This window comes from Lysinibacillus sp. BPa_S21, assembly GCF_023337795.1.
Lineage (GTDB): Bacteria > Bacillota > Bacilli > Bacillales_A > Planococcaceae > Lysinibacillus.
This window is the reverse complement of sequence record NZ_JALIRS010000010.1, coordinates 63,170-80,968: the sequence shown is the minus strand read 5'-3', so window position 1 is coordinate 80,968 and position 17,799 is coordinate 63,170. Positions and strand designations below refer to the sequence as shown.

General features: G+C 35.8%; 16 protein-coding genes. 6 read left to right on the top strand and 10 right to left on the bottom strand.

All coding sequences use genetic code 11. The features are described 5' to 3' along the window. Positions 1 to 24: 24 nt before the first annotated feature. The 5 genes from MOK21_RS17990 to MOK21_RS17970 form a co-directional block, all read right to left on the bottom strand. A complete protein-coding gene (locus MOK21_RS17990) occupies positions 25 to 780 on the bottom strand; it encodes an amino acid ABC transporter ATP-binding protein (RefSeq protein WP_249075362.1) in 756 nt (251 codons plus the stop codon). Positions 781 to 793: 13 nt separating this feature from the next. After that, positions 794 to 1,495: an amino acid ABC transporter permease gene (locus tag MOK21_RS17985; protein ID WP_249075361.1), complete on the bottom strand. Its 702-nt coding sequence runs from the start codon at positions 1,493 to 1,495 to the stop codon at positions 794 to 796. 12 nt (positions 1,496 to 1,507) lie between these two features. Further along, complete coding sequence (locus MOK21_RS17980) at positions 1,508 to 2,215, bottom strand: amino acid ABC transporter permease (RefSeq protein WP_249075360.1); 708 nt, start codon at positions 2,213 to 2,215, stop codon at positions 1,508 to 1,510. A gap of 135 nt (positions 2,216 to 2,350) precedes the next feature. Beyond that, positions 2,351 to 3,220: a transporter substrate-binding domain-containing protein gene (locus tag MOK21_RS17975; RefSeq protein WP_249075359.1), complete on the bottom strand. Its 870-nt coding sequence runs from the start codon at positions 3,218 to 3,220 to the stop codon at positions 2,351 to 2,353. Positions 3,221 to 3,247: 27 nt separating this feature from the next. Further along, a complete protein-coding gene (locus MOK21_RS17970) occupies positions 3,248 to 4,417 on the bottom strand; it encodes an acyl-CoA dehydrogenase family protein (RefSeq protein WP_249075358.1) in 1,170 nt (389 codons plus the stop codon). Positions 4,418 to 4,684: 267 nt separating this feature from the next. Here MOK21_RS17970 and MOK21_RS17965 point away from each other — a divergent pair, with 267 nt between their 5' ends. Beyond that, positions 4,685 to 5,431: a hypothetical protein gene (locus tag MOK21_RS17965; RefSeq protein ID WP_249075357.1), complete on the top strand. Its 747-nt coding sequence runs from the start codon at positions 4,685 to 4,687 to the stop codon at positions 5,429 to 5,431. 90 nt (positions 5,432 to 5,521) lie between these two features. On the opposite strand, the gene MOK21_RS17960 is transcribed toward MOK21_RS17965, so the two are convergent. Beyond that, positions 5,522 to 5,896 (bottom strand): VOC family protein, encoded by a 375-nt coding sequence (locus MOK21_RS17960; protein WP_249075356.1) that lies wholly within the window; start codon positions 5,894 to 5,896, stop codon positions 5,522 to 5,524. A gap of 330 nt (positions 5,897 to 6,226) precedes the next feature. Here MOK21_RS17960 and MOK21_RS17955 point away from each other — a divergent pair, with 330 nt between their 5' ends. Beyond that, the gene (locus MOK21_RS17955; protein WP_249075355.1) at positions 6,227 to 8,176 is read left to right on the top strand and encodes a methyl-accepting chemotaxis protein; all 1,950 of its coding nucleotides are present in this window, start codon (positions 6,227 to 6,229) and stop codon (positions 8,174 to 8,176) included. A gap of 92 nt (positions 8,177 to 8,268) precedes the next feature. On the opposite strand, the gene MOK21_RS17950 is transcribed toward MOK21_RS17955, so the two are convergent. Next, a complete protein-coding gene (locus MOK21_RS17950) occupies positions 8,269 to 8,688 on the bottom strand; it encodes a VOC family protein (protein WP_249075354.1) in 420 nt (139 codons plus the stop codon). A gap of 299 nt (positions 8,689 to 8,987) precedes the next feature. Here MOK21_RS17950 and guaC point away from each other — a divergent pair, with 299 nt between their 5' ends. Further along, positions 8,988 to 9,971, top strand: a complete 984-nt coding sequence (gene guaC / locus MOK21_RS17945) for a GMP reductase (protein ID WP_249075353.1) — start codon at positions 8,988 to 8,990, stop codon at positions 9,969 to 9,971. Between the two features lie 363 nt (positions 9,972 to 10,334). On the opposite strand, the gene MOK21_RS17940 is transcribed toward guaC, so the two are convergent. Continuing rightward, positions 10,335 to 10,556: a phosphate-starvation-inducible protein PsiE gene (locus tag MOK21_RS17940; RefSeq protein WP_249075352.1), complete on the bottom strand. Its 222-nt coding sequence runs from the start codon at positions 10,554 to 10,556 to the stop codon at positions 10,335 to 10,337. A 233-nt stretch (positions 10,557 to 10,789) separates the two neighbouring features. Between MOK21_RS17940 and psiE the strand changes: the two genes are divergently transcribed. The 3 genes from psiE (at position 10,790) to MOK21_RS17925 (ending at position 14,061) form a co-directional block, all read left to right on the top strand. Continuing rightward, positions 10,790 to 11,245 (top strand): phosphate-starvation-inducible protein PsiE, encoded by a 456-nt coding sequence (psiE, locus tag MOK21_RS17935; RefSeq protein ID WP_249075351.1) that lies wholly within the window; start codon positions 10,790 to 10,792, stop codon positions 11,243 to 11,245. Positions 11,246 to 11,563: 318 nt separating this feature from the next. Continuing rightward, on the top strand, positions 11,564 to 12,571 hold the full coding sequence (locus MOK21_RS17930; protein ID WP_249075350.1) for an RNA-binding protein: 1,008 nt from the start codon (positions 11,564 to 11,566) through the stop codon (positions 12,569 to 12,571). 347 nt (positions 12,572 to 12,918) lie between these two features. Then, entirely contained in the window at positions 12,919 to 14,061 is a 1,143-nt protein-coding gene (locus MOK21_RS17925) for a fused response regulator/phosphatase (protein ID WP_249075349.1), read from the top strand. Positions 14,062 to 14,118: 57 nt separating this feature from the next. Here MOK21_RS17925 and MOK21_RS17920 read toward each other — a convergent pair whose 3' ends face one another. Together MOK21_RS17920 and MOK21_RS17915 are read right to left on the bottom strand one after the other, a co-directional pair. After that, complete coding sequence (locus MOK21_RS17920; RefSeq protein ID WP_249075348.1) at positions 14,119 to 14,958, bottom strand: CheR family methyltransferase; 840 nt, start codon at positions 14,956 to 14,958, stop codon at positions 14,119 to 14,121. 4 nt (positions 14,959 to 14,962) lie between these two features. Further along, positions 14,963 to 17,713, bottom strand: a complete 2,751-nt coding sequence (locus MOK21_RS17915) for an ATP-binding protein (RefSeq protein ID WP_249075347.1) — start codon at positions 17,711 to 17,713, stop codon at positions 14,963 to 14,965. Positions 17,714 to 17,799: the final 86 nt, after the last annotated feature.

Below are 17,799 nucleotides of genomic sequence, written 5' to 3'. Positions count from 1 at the left end.
TCTCTTCTTTTTCTTTCATTATCTTTAAATGTAGTACGTATAATCCTCTGGAATAACACGCTTTAAGAATTTCTTCGTGCGCTCCTCTTTTGGATTCACAAAGATATCATGAGGACTTCCTTCTTCTATTACGACACCACCGTCCATAAAAATCACCCGGTTTGCTACATCTTTCGCAAAACCCATTTCATGTGTGACAACAAGCATCGTTGTTCCTTCAGCTGCAATGTTTTTCATAACCTGAAGGACCTCTCCTACTAACTCTGGATCAAGTGCAGAAGTCGGTTCATCAAATAAAATAATATCAGGATTTAACGCTACTGCTCTTGCAATACCAACTCGCTGCTGTTGACCTCCAGATAATTGACTTGGATAGGCATCATATTTTTCTGATAAGCCTACTTTATCGAGCGCTTTCTTGCCAATTTCTATCGCTTCTGCCCTTGGAACTTTACGTCCTATGATAAGCCCTTCTGTCACATTTTCAAGTGCTGTTTTATTCGTGAAAAGATTATAGTTTTGAAATACAAAGGCCACACGTTGACGAATTGAATGTACGTCCTTCTTCTTCACATTTTGAAAGTCTACTTGGATATCGCCAAATGTCGCATGCCCTTGGTCTGCTTTCTCTAAAAAGTTAATGCAACGTAATAATGTTGTTTTCCCTGAGCCGCTAGGGCCTAAAATAACAACAACATCACCTTTATCAATAGCTAAATCGACACCCTTTAAAATTTCATTGTCACCGAATGATTTATGGATATTTTTAATTTCTAACATACTCGTTCACCCCTTAGGCTTTTGCCACTTTGAACTTACTTAAATGTTTTTCATAGCGTTTAAAAATGTATTCAACTGTACTACATAAAATTAAGTACACAATGAAAATATCAATATATGCTTCTACATAATTGTAGCCAACGTTTGCAGCTACCTTAGCCTTTAATGTAATTTCGGGTAAGGACATTGCATAACCTAAAGACGTCGCTTTAATAAGATTGACTGTAGCCGTACAAATATTTGGCATCGCTACTACTAAAGCCTGCGGAATAATAATACGGCGATAGGCTTGAAATGTTGTTAAGCCTACTGCATGGGCAGCCTCTAGCTGACCTTTTTCAATCGTGCTTAAAGCCGAACGAAATACCTCTATTAAAATTGCGGTTGTACTAAATGCGAAGACGATAAATGCATACCAAATCGGATTGATTTTATAAATATCATAGGCAATATTATATTTTTCCAAAATAATTTTTAGTAGTAATGGGATACTACTATAAATAATAAAGATTTGAATGATTATCGGCGTACCTCGGACAAAGGAGACATAAATTTTCGCCATATGATGGATCACTGGTATTTTATTGATCCGTGTTAGCGCTAGTAGAAAGCCTAGTGGTAGAGCGACAAACATAGCCACAATTGTCACAAGGAGTGCGATAGGTACACCTGATAATGCAACGAAAAATGTTTCAACTAAAAATTGATAATTCACGATTACGCCTCCTTACGATGTTTCTAATGTCTTTTTCCCCTTACCAAAGAACTTTTCCAGCATAGCAAAGAATTTTTCGATAATAATCGACAGTACCCAATAAACAATCGCTAAAGCAATAAATATTTCTAATGCATGTGCATTAATATTACTTGCGATAATTAAATTTGCCTTTCCAACAATATCAATTAAGCCGATTGTATAAGCAAGTGCCCCTTCCTGTAATAAGGCAATCATACCGTTTCCGAAGTTCGGTAAAGCAATAACGAGCGCCTGTGGGAAAACAATACGGCGATAGGCCTGAAGTGGCGTTAATCCAACACTAACAGCCGCTTCAAATTGCCCTTTATCAATTGCTAAATAAGCGGAACGAATAACTTCTGACATAATCGCCGCAAACTGCAAAGTGAACGTTACGACTACGAAAATGGCCGTTTCAATTGAATGGAGATTTATGCCGAAGTTTTCGGCTAACGCTGGAACACCATAATATACGAGGAATAATAAGACGATAGATGGTGTACAACGCATAATCGTAGTATATAGGTTTGCTAATCTTTGTAGCAATTTTATTGAACTTAGCTTGGCAGCCGCTAATAGTAAACCAAATATAGTGCCTAGTACAATGGAAGACCCTGCGACTAAGAAGGTAACTTTTAAAAACGGCAATAATACAGGAATCGAGTTCCAAATGTATGATGCATCAAAATACTTCTCCATTTCCTCACCAACTTCTATATTTCTATAATTTCCTTTGTATGAATAAAGACTGCTGAGTATACTGACTCAACAGCCTTTTATTTGGTAGAACACTTTCTCTTCCTAAGAGAAGTCTTCTTTGATCAGCTACCGCTATTAGCGCTTCACAGAATCTAACACTTCAAATAAATCTCGACCGTAAAACTTAGTGCTTAATTCATTTGTTTTCTTTTGCTCTTTAATTTTCGCTATAGCTTTATCGTAAGCATCTGCAAATTCTTGTTCCTTTTTATTGAACAGCGGCCATGTTTTAATAACGGCAAATTCGTTGTAAACTACGTCATCCTTTAAATTATGATAAGGGCCATCTTCTGCTAAAACTTGTTGTTTAAATGGACCTTCAATCATAATACCGCCATCGACACGTTTTTCATTTACCCATTGCACAACATCGACAGTGAACGCATCTCCAGCCTGTAATTTCACTTTATTGTCAGGGTTGGCTTTATTATATTCATCAATAATTGTGTATTGAGCATTATTCGCAGCAATTGGTGCTAATGAATAACCTTTTTTCGCAAAGTCGGCTAATGTTTTAACACCTTCATCTTCTTTACGTAAGACTAAACCCGCACTACTTAAACCTAAAAATTCTTTAGGGAAAATAAACTTTTCTGTACGTTCTTGCGTAAAGAAGGCATTTTTTACCCCTACTTGATATTTCCCTTGCTCAACGCCAATTAGTAGATCGTCACTAGTCGTCCCTACAAATTCAAACTTATAATCAGGTAACATTTCATCCACTAGCTTCATGACTTCCACATCGTAGCCTGTTGGATTTCCGTTATCATCGATATAACTAATAGGCTTAGATGCCTGATCATATGCAACCTTCACTGTACGTACTTTCGCGCCATCCTCTGAGTCTTTATCTGATGCTTCACCTGAATTACAGCCCGCTAAAATAGCAAGTGAAGCAAACCCTATTGCTGCCAATTGAAAAATCTTTTTCTTATGTTTAAACATATATCATGTCCCCTTATATGGTTTTTGTCATTGGTTTTCAGTCGATTTCTGCTGTTCGATTGCGGCATTTGCCAATTTAATAATAGTCATATCATCCATCGGTGGATTATGAAGTCCTGCACGAACATTTCGATAATAGCGCTGCAATGGATTGGTTAATTGTAAGCTTTTCGCACCTACTACACGCATTGCCTTATCGACGATTTCAATCGCCAAATTTGTTACTGTATGTTTAGCAACTGCCATTTCATTTGCTAAAAGTTCACGTCTAGCAGGGTCATCATAAGCCTCAGCAACTCCATACAGCACAAAGCGTGCTTGATATAGCTTCAATTCAATATCACCTAGAAGTTGCTGCACATTTGGTAATGTACTAATTGGAGCATTTAAACTATTAGGTTGATAATGATTGGCAAAATGCAGTGCATAATCGCGTGCTGCCTGCGCAATTCCTAAGTATGTTGCCGGTATATGTAGAATCCAACCATTTATCTTGCCACCACTTGGGTGACCTGGTAACTCTACTAAATGATTTGAAGGGACTATTACATCTTTTAAAACTAGATCATGGCTACTTGTGCCTCGCATTGCAGACATTTCCCAGTTTTCCTCAATTGAAAGCCCTTGGGCATCTTTATGAATAAGGAAGTAACCAATCTGATTTTCCTCCTCAATCCACGCTGATGTTAAGAAGTAATCTAGTACCGGAGAGGCTGTCGTAAAGATTTTACGTCCATTTAAGAGCCACCCTGCCTCTTTTGATACAGCATTTGTCCCTGGTCGTCCTCCTCGTGTTGGACTACCAGTTGCCGCTTCACTCGCAGCCCTATTGATAATGGCACCGTTCATTATTTCCTGAGCAAATGAACTAAGTAAATCGTCTGACCATAGCTTTTTCTCATATAGTTCACCTACAACACCTAATGTCCACCCTAGTGAGAGCGAAGCATTTTCGTCATAGCTTGCTAACGTTTCTTGAACGAGTACCATATCATAGACTGATAATCCTTCTCCTCCATACGCTTTCGGTAAAGTTAGTTTTGGATAACCAATTTGCAGAAGTAGCTTATGTGCTTCGAATGGAAAACGAGATTGTTCATCTACTTCTTTGGCTTCAGCCTTGATTGGTTCAGAAATAGATGCTAGCTGATTGAGCCAATACTGCTGTTGCTTTGTTTTAACAAATAAATTCTTCAAAAAATCTCCTTCTTCCCAAAATATATAAAACATATATACTTACTAAGAATTAAAATTGTAAAAAAATCTCTAACTACGTATTAGTAGCGAGAGGATGAGTGGTACTGAATTTTCTGATTCGTTGACATTTATAATACTTTTCACTTTTAAAAATGTCAATGGGTTAATAACAAGTTTTTTTATAAGTTTTATACACATTATGAACACGTCTTTTTTCACCAAGTAATATTTACAACATATGCTAAAACTAAAGAAAGAGGTGCATGTATGACGAATAATATGAATCCATCCTTAAATAATATGCCTATTTCAACTATGGCCCCTCAGGTTATTCAGACGAAATTTGGAGATATTAATGGAGATGGCTTACTTGAAACAGTTCTTTTGATGGGGACTAAAACACCAGATAGCCCTTTGTGGAAAAACCTAACGCTTGCTATCTTTTACGGACAGACGCACCAATTCGAAAAAATAATGCTAAAACAAAGCGTCGGCTATAACCCAACTATTTTTTTAGGTGACTTTACCGGAAATCATCTTGAAGATATTTTAGCTATTTCTGATACAGGAGGTAGCGGAGGCATTATTAACGGTGAACTATTTGCCTCTATAAACGGCAACATACGCTCAATTTTTGATGCAGAATCATTTAATAATAAGCTAAAGTACACGGTCAATTATCAAAATCAATACAAAGTAGCTGTTCGTAGTATGAATCCAAAAAAGCAATATATTATCGATTTACAATACAAAGGTCCGGATTATTTAGCGGAAATTTATAATCAAGATGGTACACTGAAGCAGCCAATTGAGGGGTGGGTAGATCCAATCAGTGGATTGTATCCAGTGGACTATGAACGAGATGGAATATATGAGATTTTAGCTTATCAGGCTATAGCCGGTAGATTTCATGCCGATGGATTAGGCTATGTAGAAAATATTTTGAAATGGGATGGCAATGAATTTATCGTTGACCGTCAAACTGTAGGGATTTTTGGAGAAGATTTAAAATAAGTTACTGTGCACTTATATAAAGAAAAAGCAAGGATCTGTAAGATTTCCGCAGAACAATTGAAAAGAAACAGATTCTTGCTTTTTAAAGATTTATTTTTCTACTAAGGCAAAGTAATTATTTTCGTGATCAGCAAAATTAAATACCCTACCCATTGGCATCATGACTAAATCTCCTACTTTAACGCCCTTTGCTTGAAAATCCTGATAGAGATCTTCTATATGATCGGCATAAAACATAATAGAAGGTGTCCCTAAATTTAAATCAGGCTGCATTTTTGCAATGACTTCTTTATTGTGTAAAACAAAGGTAGTTTGGGCTTCTTTCGTTGGAGCAATTTCAATCCAACGTACGCCTCCCTCTTCCTGGTCAGCAAGTACAACAAATCCAATTTTCTCCGTCCAAAACTTCACGGCAGTATCTTGATCATTTACATACAACATTACTTGTCCAATTTGTCGAATCATGAACAATTCCCTCCTCTTTTGAGCATTAGTATACATCAAAAAGTAGCTTTATATGTCATCTAAAGGTTATGGTTTTCAGAGGAATTTCAAAATATCAGTTTATTTATATTTACAATTAACGAACAGTTATTACAAAATACTTAACTTTTATTTTATTTTTGATAAAATAAGCCTAGTCATCTATTAGTTCCCTCAATCGGTAAAGCACACACTTTTCACCATAATATGGGGTGTCATTATCCGATGCGCCTCCTAGGATATAGGAAGTTGGTCACGAAGGGCGTTATTACATAAGTTTAAAATACAAATATTATAGTGAGGATAATTCAAGTGAAACAACTAAGTTTAAGGAAAAAGCTCATTTTTTCATTTTTAGCAATGCTTATCATCCCAACACTGTTAATTGGAATTGTGTCTTACCAAAGTGCTGGAAAGCAGATTTCAGAAGAACAACAAGCAAGCGCAACCGAAAGTGTTCGCATGCTTAATGCGAATATTACCAACACAATTGAACCAAAAGTAAAGGACGTTCAATATTTTTCAAAAAAGCTCAATCAATCTTATTTACAAAAAGGTAACATTACAGAACTTAAATCTCTTTTCCACGAATATATCAATATGCATCCAGAGGTGGAGCTGATTTATATTGGAACCTCTGATGGCAGACTACTAGATGAGCCTGCTCAAAAATACCCTAGTGGGTTTGATCCTCGTACGAGACCTTGGTATAAACAAGCTTTAGATAACAACAACCAAGTATCGATTACAGCTCCATATATTACACAGACTACAGGTGATATCGTTCTTACGATTACTCAGGCATTACCAGATGGTTCTGGGGTAATAGGGTTAGATTTAAATATATCTACACTAAGCACTATCACGAATGATATACGCATTGGAGAAACTGGCTTTGCTTCACTTTTAGATAGCAATAAAATTTATATTGCCCAGCCAGATAAAAAAAGCGGCTCCGAAGCAACAGAAAACTATATCGATAAAATCTATGAACAAGATAGTGGTCGCATTATAGAAAAAGATCGTCAGTTACAATTTGTTACAAATAAGATAACAGGTTGGAAAGTTGTTGGTACAATGTTTACAGCCGAGGCTGCAAAAGCCGCTGCTTCGACCTTTAATATCAACTTAATAATCATCGCTATTTCTATTATTATTGGCATTATTTTTATGCTATTCATGATAAAATCGATTGTTAATCCGATCAATCGACTTAAACAAAGCGCTATCAAAATTAGTGAAGGCGATTTAACAGAGTTTATTGACATTCATTCTAAAGACGAGATTGGACAGCTTGGGGAAGCCTTTATCGCAATGAAGGTTAACTTAAAAAGACTTATACACAACCTTGATCAAAGCTCCCAACACGTACAGACTTCGGCATATGGATTATCTGCGAATGCCGAACAAAATATAGCTGCTTCAGAACAAGTTACTAACGCTATGCAACAAGTTGCTATTAGTACAGAAAAACAAACAACCAGCATTGACCAAAATGCAGTTTCTATTGAAGAAATCGCTAAAGGTGTCGTCGAGATTGCTGATAGCTCCATGCAGGTTTCAGATTTATCTAGCTACGCTATAAAATTGGCCGATGAAGGTGGTCAAGCAGTAGAACAAACTGTGAATCAAATGATTTCTATTCATGAATCTGTGACACAATCAGATACGATGATTAAATCTCTCTATGATCGAACGAAGGAAATTGGTTCTATATTGGAAATTATTAGCGCTATTTCAGATCAAACCAATCTGCTTGCCCTTAATGCTGCTATTGAGGCAGCTCGAGCTGGAGAGCACGGAAAAGGCTTTGCAGTAGTCGCCGATGAAGTGCGGAAGCTAGCAGAGCAATCCCATCAATCAGCTGAGCAGATTTCTGCACTCATTGCTGGCATTCAGCAAGAAACGGCTAAATCTGTTCAAACAATGATTAAGGCTTCAGCGGATGTCCAGGATGGTTTACAACTAACAGAAGATACAAGTACAAAATTTGCAAGCATTATTAAGAGTCTACGCGATATTGCTCCGAAAATGGAGGATATATCTGCATCTGCTCAAGAGATGTCAGCAGTAGTCGAGGAAGTTTCTGCAACTGCTATTGAGCTAACAGATCATGCAAAATTAAATGCAGCTGCGTCAGAGGAAGTTGCCGCTTCGACTGAACAAACATTATCTTCGATGCAAGAAATGGCCGCAGCCTCAAAAGCACTTCTCGACATGGCAGATGAATTACAAAGCTATGTAAATCGTTTTAAATACTAAAAAGAAAAGCACGATGTGAATGGATAATTCCATACATCGTGCTTTTTAATTTTAACTTCTGTCACAGAATTATGCCGAGGCATAATGGAACTTTATTTATTTTCCTCATAACTAAATTGCCATTCGACACCAAATTTATCAGTAAGGGAGCCGTAACATTTACTCCAAAACGTTTCTTGCAGCTCCATTTTAACCTGGCCGCCATCTTTAAGACCGTCAAAAGCTTTTCGCATTTGAGCCTCATCGTCTGAGACAACTGCTAGCGTTATATTGTTTCCAATCGTGAATGGGTGCCCTGGAAATGTATCTGAGAACATTACAGTGCTACCAAAAATCGAAAGTCGCGTATGCATGACAAGATCCTTAGCTTCCTCTGGTAATGGATAACTTGGATTCTGTGGTGAGTCTCCAAATGTCATAATTTCAGGTTTGTTCGTGCTAAAAACCTTCTCATAAAAAGATACAGCCTCTCGACAATTCCCATTAAAAATTAAGTAAACCTCTACTGCCATTTCCAACACTCCCTTTATCATTTTTTGAAACAATTCTATTTTACCTGGATAGTAAATAATAATACAAATTTAAGATAAAACTGATTTACAAACTACTTTTACTCCCTTGGGAAAATTTATCGCCCTAAACTAATCCACGGCTATATTTGTAAATTCTGCTTAATTCCTGTTCTTTCCTGCCAATTTTTTATTTATTTAGATAAAAGCTTTGACATTTACTCGAAAATAATGTAAATTACCAAATGACGAACGATTTAAAATAAAAGTTAAAAAATATTCGTATTTTAGGAGTGTTTATAATGGATAACGTATTTGACTATGAAGATATTCAACTAATTCCCGCAAAATGTATAGTAGAAAGTCGCTCAGAATGTGATACTTCTGTTACTTTAGGCGGTCATACATTCAAACTTCCCGTTGTACCGGCAAACATGCAAACAATTATCGACGAAAGTCTTGCTATGAAGCTTGCTGAAAACGGTTACTTTTATATCATGCACCGTTTTAATCCAGAGGCACGTATCCATTTCATCAAAGATATGCAAAGTCGTGGATTAATTGCATCTATTAGTGTTGGTGTGAAAAATGAGGAATATCCTTTTATCGAAGAATTAGCAGCTGCTAATTTAGTGCCTGAATTTATTACAATCGATATTGCACACGGTCATTCAAATGCTGTCATTCGTATGATTCAACATATCAAAAAGCATCTACCAAATAGCTTTGTGATTGCTGGTAATGTGGGTACACCTGAAGCAGTACGTGAGCTTGAAAACGCTGGTGCAGATGCTACAAAAGTTGGTATTGGACCAGGTAAAGTATGTATTACTAAAATTAAAACTGGTTTTGGTACAGGTGGTTGGCAGCTAGCTGCATTACGCTGGTGTGCAAAAGCTGCAACGAAGCCAATTATCGCTGATGGTGGTATTCGTACACATGGTGATATTGCAAAATCGGTTCGCTTTGGTGCTTCAATGGTAATGATCGGATCATTATTTGCAGGTCATGAAGAGTCACCTGGCGAAACAATCGAAATCGACGGTAAAACTGTGAAGGAATACTTCGGATCTGCTTCTGAATTCCAAAAAGGCGAACGTAAAAATGTTGAAGGTAAGAAGATGTTTGTTGAACATAAAGGCAGCATCAAAGATACATTAATTGAAATGCAACAAGACCTTCAATCATCTATTTCCTATGCAGGTGGCAATAAACTAGATGCCATTCGAAATGTAGATTATGTAATTGTGAAAAACTCTATTTTTAATGGCGATAAAGTATATTAACAACTAGGGAACCCCTAACAAAAATGGCGCACATTCTTGTTAGGGGTTTTTCTTTGGGTTAAGTTTCCCTATTCTGTAGGAGTTTTATATTGGGAGAGCAATTGTGATTCTTGGTTGATCGGTTCTTCGTACTACCTGAGCGGTTTTAGCCCTTACCTGATCAGTTCTTCGGGCTACCTGAGCGCTTTTGACCCTTACCTGATCAGTTCTTCGGGCTACCTGAGCGCTTTTGACCCTTACCTGATCAGTTCTTTGGGCTACCCGAACTGTTTTGACTCTTGGCTAACCGTTCTTTTATTTTAAAATGGACCTTTCCAACAAAAGAAAAAATGCTACCAATTAAGCGTAGCATTTTCCTAAAGATTATAGTTTGTTAATAACAGCGTGGATCGTTTCTTTTAATTCTTCATCATGATCAGAAAGGTCTACAAGGTTTGCTACACGCTCACGTAATACTGGACGTTCAATTACAAGTTTTTCATCAAGTACTTGTACTAGTAACTCGATAATAAGACGATCACGAACGTTTAATGCTTCTTCTAAACGCTCTGGTGTAATTTTTCCTTCTTTTGCTGCTTTAGCCATTTTAAAAACCCCTTTTACATTTTATATTCATGCACATCTATTTTAGCATACAGCTAATTTATTTTGAAAACTTTCTTTCATGAATATATACCAAAAATTTACAAATAAGCGCATTTACATTTACGATAAAATGTTATATTCAAATCATAAAATGATGACACTGTACCATATGATTATGTGTTCCCTATTAGTTTTACATTCACTAAGGACAATTACATGATTGGAGGAATTCTGTGAACCCAAAGAACTCGACTTATTTACAATTAATCAAAGCTATACCGAAATCTTTACAATTGTTTCTAAATGTTTGCCTTGTACTTCTAGCGCTTATTTTGTCCTCACTACTTTGCAAAGAACTTATCCAATTTCTTAACATATTAATTTTTAACAACGATGGTGGAGACTATAAGCTTTTCCTCGCTAATATTCTTATTTTCTTTTTGTATTTTGAATTTATCACGATGATTATTAAATATTTTAAAGAGAATTATCATTTTCCGCTAAGGTACTTTATATATATAGGAATTACGGCTATGATTCGATTAATTATCGTAGAGCATGATCATCCGATCAACACCTTAATTTATTCACTTATTATTTTAATATTAATTATAAGCTATTTTATTATTAATATTACGCCACTGGAACGACCTGTACGCTCATCACTCTTTATGAATAAAGAACAATAGCGCTTTCGATTATGGCATGGATGTGTGCCTTTCTCTGCCCTTTTGTGGCTGGATATCAAAAATCCTCTTCCTTCAATAATTTCTCAGCGATGCTCATATACATCCCCATCCTACACTAAATTTATTTTAAGACGTACGCTCTTTTCATCATTTTTTTCACATTAATTTCAGCTCTTAGTAATAACATGTATTACCACGTGTGAATAGGGCTGTATGTTGACAGTAGGTAAAGCTATGATGTTGTGTTGAGTACATATGGCTCCATTCATAAAGAAATGAACTTTGGACTGCATGAAATATTGAAGGGAGACGAAAAGAGTGACTCTGATTGATGTATATATTCATGAAGTAACTAAAAGGATAAGCAAAGAAAAGCGTGATAAAACTAGTCTAGAACTTAAATCTACTATTGAAAATATGTTACCTGAAGATTATTCAGAATCAGATATAAAGGAAGTGCTTAAAAAGCTTGGAAATCCTGTAGAAGTTGCAGCAAACTATCAAAAAACATCACGATTTATAATTGGTCCAGAAGTGTTTGATACTTATATTAGAACAATAAAATTAGTCATTCCCTGGGCAATTATTATAACAATTATTGTACAAATGATAGAAAGTATTGTGCTCTATAACGGAGAAGGTGCACTCCTGACTGCTATGATTAAAACTATTTCTATCACGATCTCACATATTATTTCAGTAATCATCTACGTACTGTTCTGGATTACAATTGCTTTCATTGTCATCGAACGATCTGTAGGAAAAAACATTCGAATCCCCCTTATAAAAAATCATCCAGAATGGACACCAGATGATTTAGCAAAAGTTAAAATAATCACTAAAGAAAAAACGATTTCACTTTATGATAATATTTTCAGCCTCATAGGTATTGCTATTTTCTCCTTTGTCTATTTCAACGCTAATCACCTTTTAGGCATCTATACCTCTCACAATAAAGGCGGGTTGAAATTTATTATGCCTATATTCAATCAGGAGGTCTTACTCTCCTTTGCTCCAATCGTTTTATGTTGTATCGTTTTAAGCGTAGCTTTAACATTATGGAAATGGAAGTCTGGCCAATGGACAATGTTAATTGCCGTAGCTAATGCACTTCTTCAATGTACAGGAGTCATTGTTTTTATCCTCCTGGCTATTCACCCTGATCTCATACACAGTCCCGCTATTCCTTATATCGCCGCAATTACGGATACGACTTCTGCTAAGATTTTGTTTGCTATAGACCGAATATTATTCGTAAGCATTGCTATTGCCATCATCGCAAATGCATTTGATATTTATAGTGGCTTTAAAAAGGCTAGAATTTAAAAAGTAATATACGTTCTTAGAGCTGACTCTTCTTGTTGGCTCTTTACTTATTTATATACGCCTTCAAAAATATCGTTATTCCCCTATTATTTTGTATAATAAAGTTGAGCGTTAATCAATTATATCTCTCGGCATAATTGCACATGTTTTTTTGTGCGAAAGCGTAGTGCTAACGTAGCGAAGCGACAACATGAGGGCTGGCACGATGTCGGTCATTTCGGCAATGCCACAGGACTGGGCGTTCTTATACTAAGTTCCTATAGTTCAGTGGATGGTTGGACATCCGCTAAAAAGTAATTTAAACCTGCATACAGAAATAATCTCAAACGGAATAAGGGGAAATCATTATGACCATTCTTCTTGTAGATGACAATCAGGTCAATCTATTTGTAATTGAAAAAGTATTAAAAAATGCAGGTTATGATAACTGTGTTTCTCTAACATCTGCTTATGGGCTTTTTGATTATTTACAGTTAGATGCACCAAATCCAACTGGAAATTCAGTGGATTTGATTTTATTAGATATTATGATGCCTGAAATTGACGGCATTGAAGCTTGTAAACGTATTAAACAAAATGAACAATTAAAAGATATTCAAATTATCTTTGTCACAGCTCTAGAAGATAAAAACAAGCTCGCAGAAGCACTTGATATCGGCGGAGTAGATTATATTACAAAGCCGATTAATAAAACCGAGCTTCTTGCTAGAATTCGAGTTGCTTTACGATTGAAGGCTGAATTAGATTGGCATACTCAGCAAGAAAAGAAAATACAATACGAATTAGATCTAGCAACACACGTACAAAGAAGCCTTTTGAGCGCTCCTTTAAATGAGGCTAATATTCAAATAGAAGTATCTTATCTACCTTCTTCTAATTTAGCAGGGGATATGTATTATTGGCATAAAATAGACGATCACCGATACGCCATCATTTTGCTTGATATGATGGGGCATGGGATCTCTGCAGCCCTTGTTTGTATGTTTATTTCCTCTGTCCTAAGAGAAGCTGTTAAACAATTAGTAGATCCTGAATTAGTTATAAAAGAGTTAAACCGTTATATGACACTTTTGCGAAACGGAAAAGAGGATAATCTTTTTTACTTCACAGCTATTTATTTAGTGATAGATACCAAACAAAAAACAATTGAATATGTGAACGCTGGTCATCCTTCTGGCTATGCTCTAGTTGACGAAAAAACGCTTGTACCATTAAAACGGGGAAGCTGTGCTGTCGGCTTTTTCGACGAGATCGACGTACAAAGGCAATTTATTCAATACAATGAAGATGTGCAAATCATTTTATATACGGATGGTGTGTTAGAGGCAATGGGACCATGTGAAATGGAATCCGAGAAGCATTTACAAACATTAATATCTACGGAATGGGATTATTCTCAACGTATAATCGACAATCTACTGTCTAAGGAGAAACAAGAGAATCAAACAGATGATATGTGCGTATTAATGATTCAAGCACAGGCTACATAAATAGGGCCGTTGCCTAAGCCACTATTGTGGGGAACTTAGGTAACAGCCCATTTTTTCTTACTCTACCTTCTGAAATATTTTTTCATTGCCTACGATTTCTTTATATTTCGAAATAATATCTTCAAATCCTATTGTTTCTTTATCTCCTAGGCATAAAAAACCATTTTTACTTAGACTTTCTGCAAACAAATAATGAACCTTGTTTTGTAACTCTGGTAAAAAATATATTAAAACATTTCGGCACATAATGACATGAAATTCATTAAACGATTGATCTGTTACTAAATTATGCTGCGCAAATATAATGTTTTTTAATAGTGATGGATGGAAATAAGCATATTGATAATCTGTTTTATAGTATTCGGAAAAAGCCTGAATGCCCCCCGCAAGCATATAGTTTTTTGTATATGCCTGCATTTTGTTAATCGGGAACATCCCTCTTTTTGCTTTTTCCAATACTTGTTCGTTCATATCCGTAGCGTAAATAACTGCTTTATCCATTAACCCTTCTTCCTGTAGCAAAATAGCCATGGAGTATACTTCCTCACCCGTGGCACATCCTGCGTGCCATATCCGAATTTCAGGATAATCTCTTAAATACGGTACAACCTCTTGGCGGAAAGCCTTAAAAAAACTAGGGTTGCGAAACATTTCAGTGACATTTATAGAAAAATCATTCAATAATTGCTCTAAAAAACCATCTTCGTGTATGACATTTTCAATGACACGAGAAATCGTTGGGATATTATTCATCCTCATCCTATTATTAATTCTTCGTGATATAGAAGAACGATTATATTGTCGAAAATCAAATCCAGATAAACGATAAATAGCCTCAAGTAACAAGTCTATTTCTAAATCTGTATACATTTTTTGCTGCAAAGGAAATCGTTCCATCTTATTAACTCCCTTTAGAAACTAGCCATACTCTTAAAACAGATACTAATTGCTCTAAATTTAATGGCTTACTTATATAATCTGAAGCACCAGCCTCTATTGATTTATCTCGATCCGTTTTCATGGCCTTTGCTGTTAAAGCGATAATCGGTAAATCTGTAATCTTCATTTGTTTTCGTATAATCGACATCGTTTCATAGCCATCCAAATTCGGCATCATAATATCCATCAGAATAAGGTCAATTTCATCATTCGTTTGCAAAATATCTAAACACTCTATTCCATCTTTTGCAACTAAGATATTCATGCCTCGTTTTTCGAGTGCATTTTTTAATGCATAGATATTACGATAATCATCATCTACAATTAAAATATTTTTCCCTTGAAAAATTTCTACCTCATGTTGAGAAAATTCCTGGATTTCAGATGGCTGCTCTTCCGTTAGCTCTTCTAACTCACGTACTTCATTTGTAGCTACGACCTCATGAACAGCAAGTTCAAAGTATTTTTGTTCTTCGATTCCATTTGGCAAGCTTGGGATTGTCAGTGTAAATGTACTACCTTGCCCCTCTTCACTTTGTAAAGAAATCCAGCCACCGAGTAATCTTGAAAGCTCTTTACAAATAGACAAACCTAGACCTGTTCCACCGTATTTACGTACAGTCGCCCCATCAGCCTGTTGGAATGATTCAAAAATTAGTTGGTGCTTGTCCTTTGGAATCCCTATACCTGTATCTGAAACTTTAATTTCTAACCAGTCAGCACTGACATTCTGCATATTACTTGTTAAATGCTCTTGACCTAGCTGTTTGATTTTAAGATTAACTGCGCCATGTTCTGTAAATTTAAAAGCATTTGATAATAAATTTTTCAATATTTGCTGGAATCTATTTTCGTCTGTATAGAAAACATCTGCTACATTTTTGTCTTTCGAAATATGGAATTGTAGATTTTTTTTCGCTGCTACAGGTGCGAAGATTTGCTCAATTTGTACAGGAACCTCACTCATATTCATTTCATCAAAACTAATATCTAGCTTGCCTGCCTCAACTTTTGATAAATCTAAAATATCGTTAATTAACACAAGCAAATCTTCACCTGAAGAATGGATGACCTTTGCAAATTCAGCTTCCTCTTCTAATAGTTTATGCTGACTATTTTCAGCTAACATTTCAGATAAAATTAAAATGCTATTCAGTGGTGTTCGCAATTCATGTGACATATTGGCTAAAAACTCAGATTTATACTTTGAATTTAGTAACAGCTGTTCCGCACTTTCTTCTAATTCTTTTTTAGCTTGTTCTAATTCTCTGGATTTTAACTCTGCCTCTTTTGTTCTTTCTTCCAATTGCTCATTAATCATTGTCAGTTCCTCTGTTTGCATCTGCAATTCTTCTGATTGTGCCTGAAGTTCTTCTGATTGCATCTGTAATTCCTCTGTCATAGCTCTTGATTCATTTAGTAAACGGACAATTTCCATACGCCCTAGAACACTATTGACAGTTAGTCCAAAGGTTTCGATCACTTGCTTCACTAATTCCTGCTGCAGCTCACTAAAGCTAGTCATTGTAGCTAATTCAACGACAGCTATCACATCATTTTCAAATATAATAGGAACGATAAAGATACTTTTTGGCGATACCACCCCTAAGCCAGTGCCGATTAAACGGAAATCCTCTGGAATATCGTTATACATTAAAACCTTTTTTTCTAAAGCACATTGTCCAATTAAGCCTTCCCCAAATTTAAAGCTCTCAATTCCAACGTCATCCCCTGCCTCTGCAAAAGCAGCTTTTTTTACAAACAGTACATTATTATCAGTAGTTTCACGAACATAAAATGCACCTAGGGAAGACTGAGTTTTTTGCGCTAATTCTGAAAGAAACGTTTCCGCTAATTTGGTGACGGCAGAAATGCCTTGATGTTTTGTGACAATTTCTGCGATATTCACTTGTAGCCATTCTCTTCTCTCAAGTACATCCAGCAACTCATTCGTAGCAGCTACAAGAGCATTGATTTCATCATTTGTCTTAACATGAATCCTTCCTTTTTTTCTACTTTTGGAAGCTGCGATTTCTTGAATCGTTTGAGTAACCTTTGTTAACATGTTTACGATTGAACGAGAAATACCATTTGCAATGAAAATCGCAATAACTGAAATAAATACAAGTATGCCAAGCAGTGTAAGTGTTACAATACTATTCCTCTTGTCCAAGTCGTTTACTTGAGCTTGCATATTTGCATATATCACTGAACGCAGTGACTCAAACTGATCTCGTACAGCGTCCATGTCTTTACGACCTACATCTACTTTATAGATTTCCTTTAACGCTTCTGTATTGTTTTCTTTTTTAAGCTTAATGGAAGGTTCACCTGATGTTGTAATCCAATGCTCCATCGCTGTTTTTATCTCAACTAACTTCTGTTGTTGTGTTGGTTTATTTTCTAAAACACGATAAAGTTCATCATAGGCGTATTCCCAATTTTCACTGGCTTTATTATAAGGCTTTAAATAGCTTGATTCACCAGTAATAATAAAGCCCCTTTGGCTCGATTCCATATCTAAAATGTTTCTTTCTATACGATTGGTTAGTTCAAGTGTTTTTGTATCATTTGTGATAATATAATTTCTTTCTTTTTGTAGAAAAGTAATTTGATTATTTAAGATGATGCCTGATACGAGTAAACAAAGTATGATAACAATATAGCCTAACGTAATTTTAGTTCGTATACCTATCTTTAATTTATTTAGCATTTGTTCCCCTACCTTTATCTGTCCTAAACTCTATAACTATTATCATTGTACATCATAGAGTAACAAAGTTTCTTCCTCTTAAATTA

Coding starts and splice junctions, on each gene's coding strand:
- MOK21_RS17975 (WP_249075359.1), bottom strand. CDS start 3,220: ATGTTTAAACATAAGAAAAAGATTTTTCAATTGGCAGCAATAGGGTTT.
- MOK21_RS17965 (WP_249075357.1), top strand. CDS start 4,685: ATGACGAATAATATGAATCCATCCTTAAATAATATGCCTATTTCAACT.
- MOK21_RS17990 (WP_249075362.1), bottom strand. CDS start 780: ATGTTAGAAATTAAAAATATCCATAAATCATTCGGTGACAATGAAATT.
- MOK21_RS17940 (WP_249075352.1), bottom strand. CDS start 10,556: ATGGCTAAAGCAGCAAAAGAAGGAAAAATTACACCAGAGCGTTTAGAA.
- MOK21_RS17980 (WP_249075360.1), bottom strand. CDS start 2,215: ATGGAGAAGTATTTTGATGCATCATACATTTGGAACTCGATTCCTGTA.
- MOK21_RS17950 (WP_249075354.1), bottom strand. CDS start 8,688: ATGGCAGTAGAGGTTTACTTAATTTTTAATGGGAATTGTCGAGAGGCT.
- MOK21_RS17960 (WP_249075356.1), bottom strand. CDS start 5,896: ATGATTCGACAAATTGGACAAGTAATGTTGTATGTAAATGATCAAGAT.
- guaC (WP_249075353.1), top strand. CDS start 8,988: ATGGATAACGTATTTGACTATGAAGATATTCAACTAATTCCCGCAAAA.
- MOK21_RS17915 (WP_249075347.1), bottom strand. CDS start 17,713: ATGCTAAATAAATTAAAGATAGGTATACGAACTAAAATTACGTTAGGC.
- MOK21_RS17925 (WP_249075349.1), top strand. CDS start 12,919: ATGACCATTCTTCTTGTAGATGACAATCAGGTCAATCTATTTGTAATT.
- MOK21_RS17920 (WP_249075348.1), bottom strand. CDS start 14,958: ATGGAACGATTTCCTTTGCAGCAAAAAATGTATACAGATTTAGAAATA.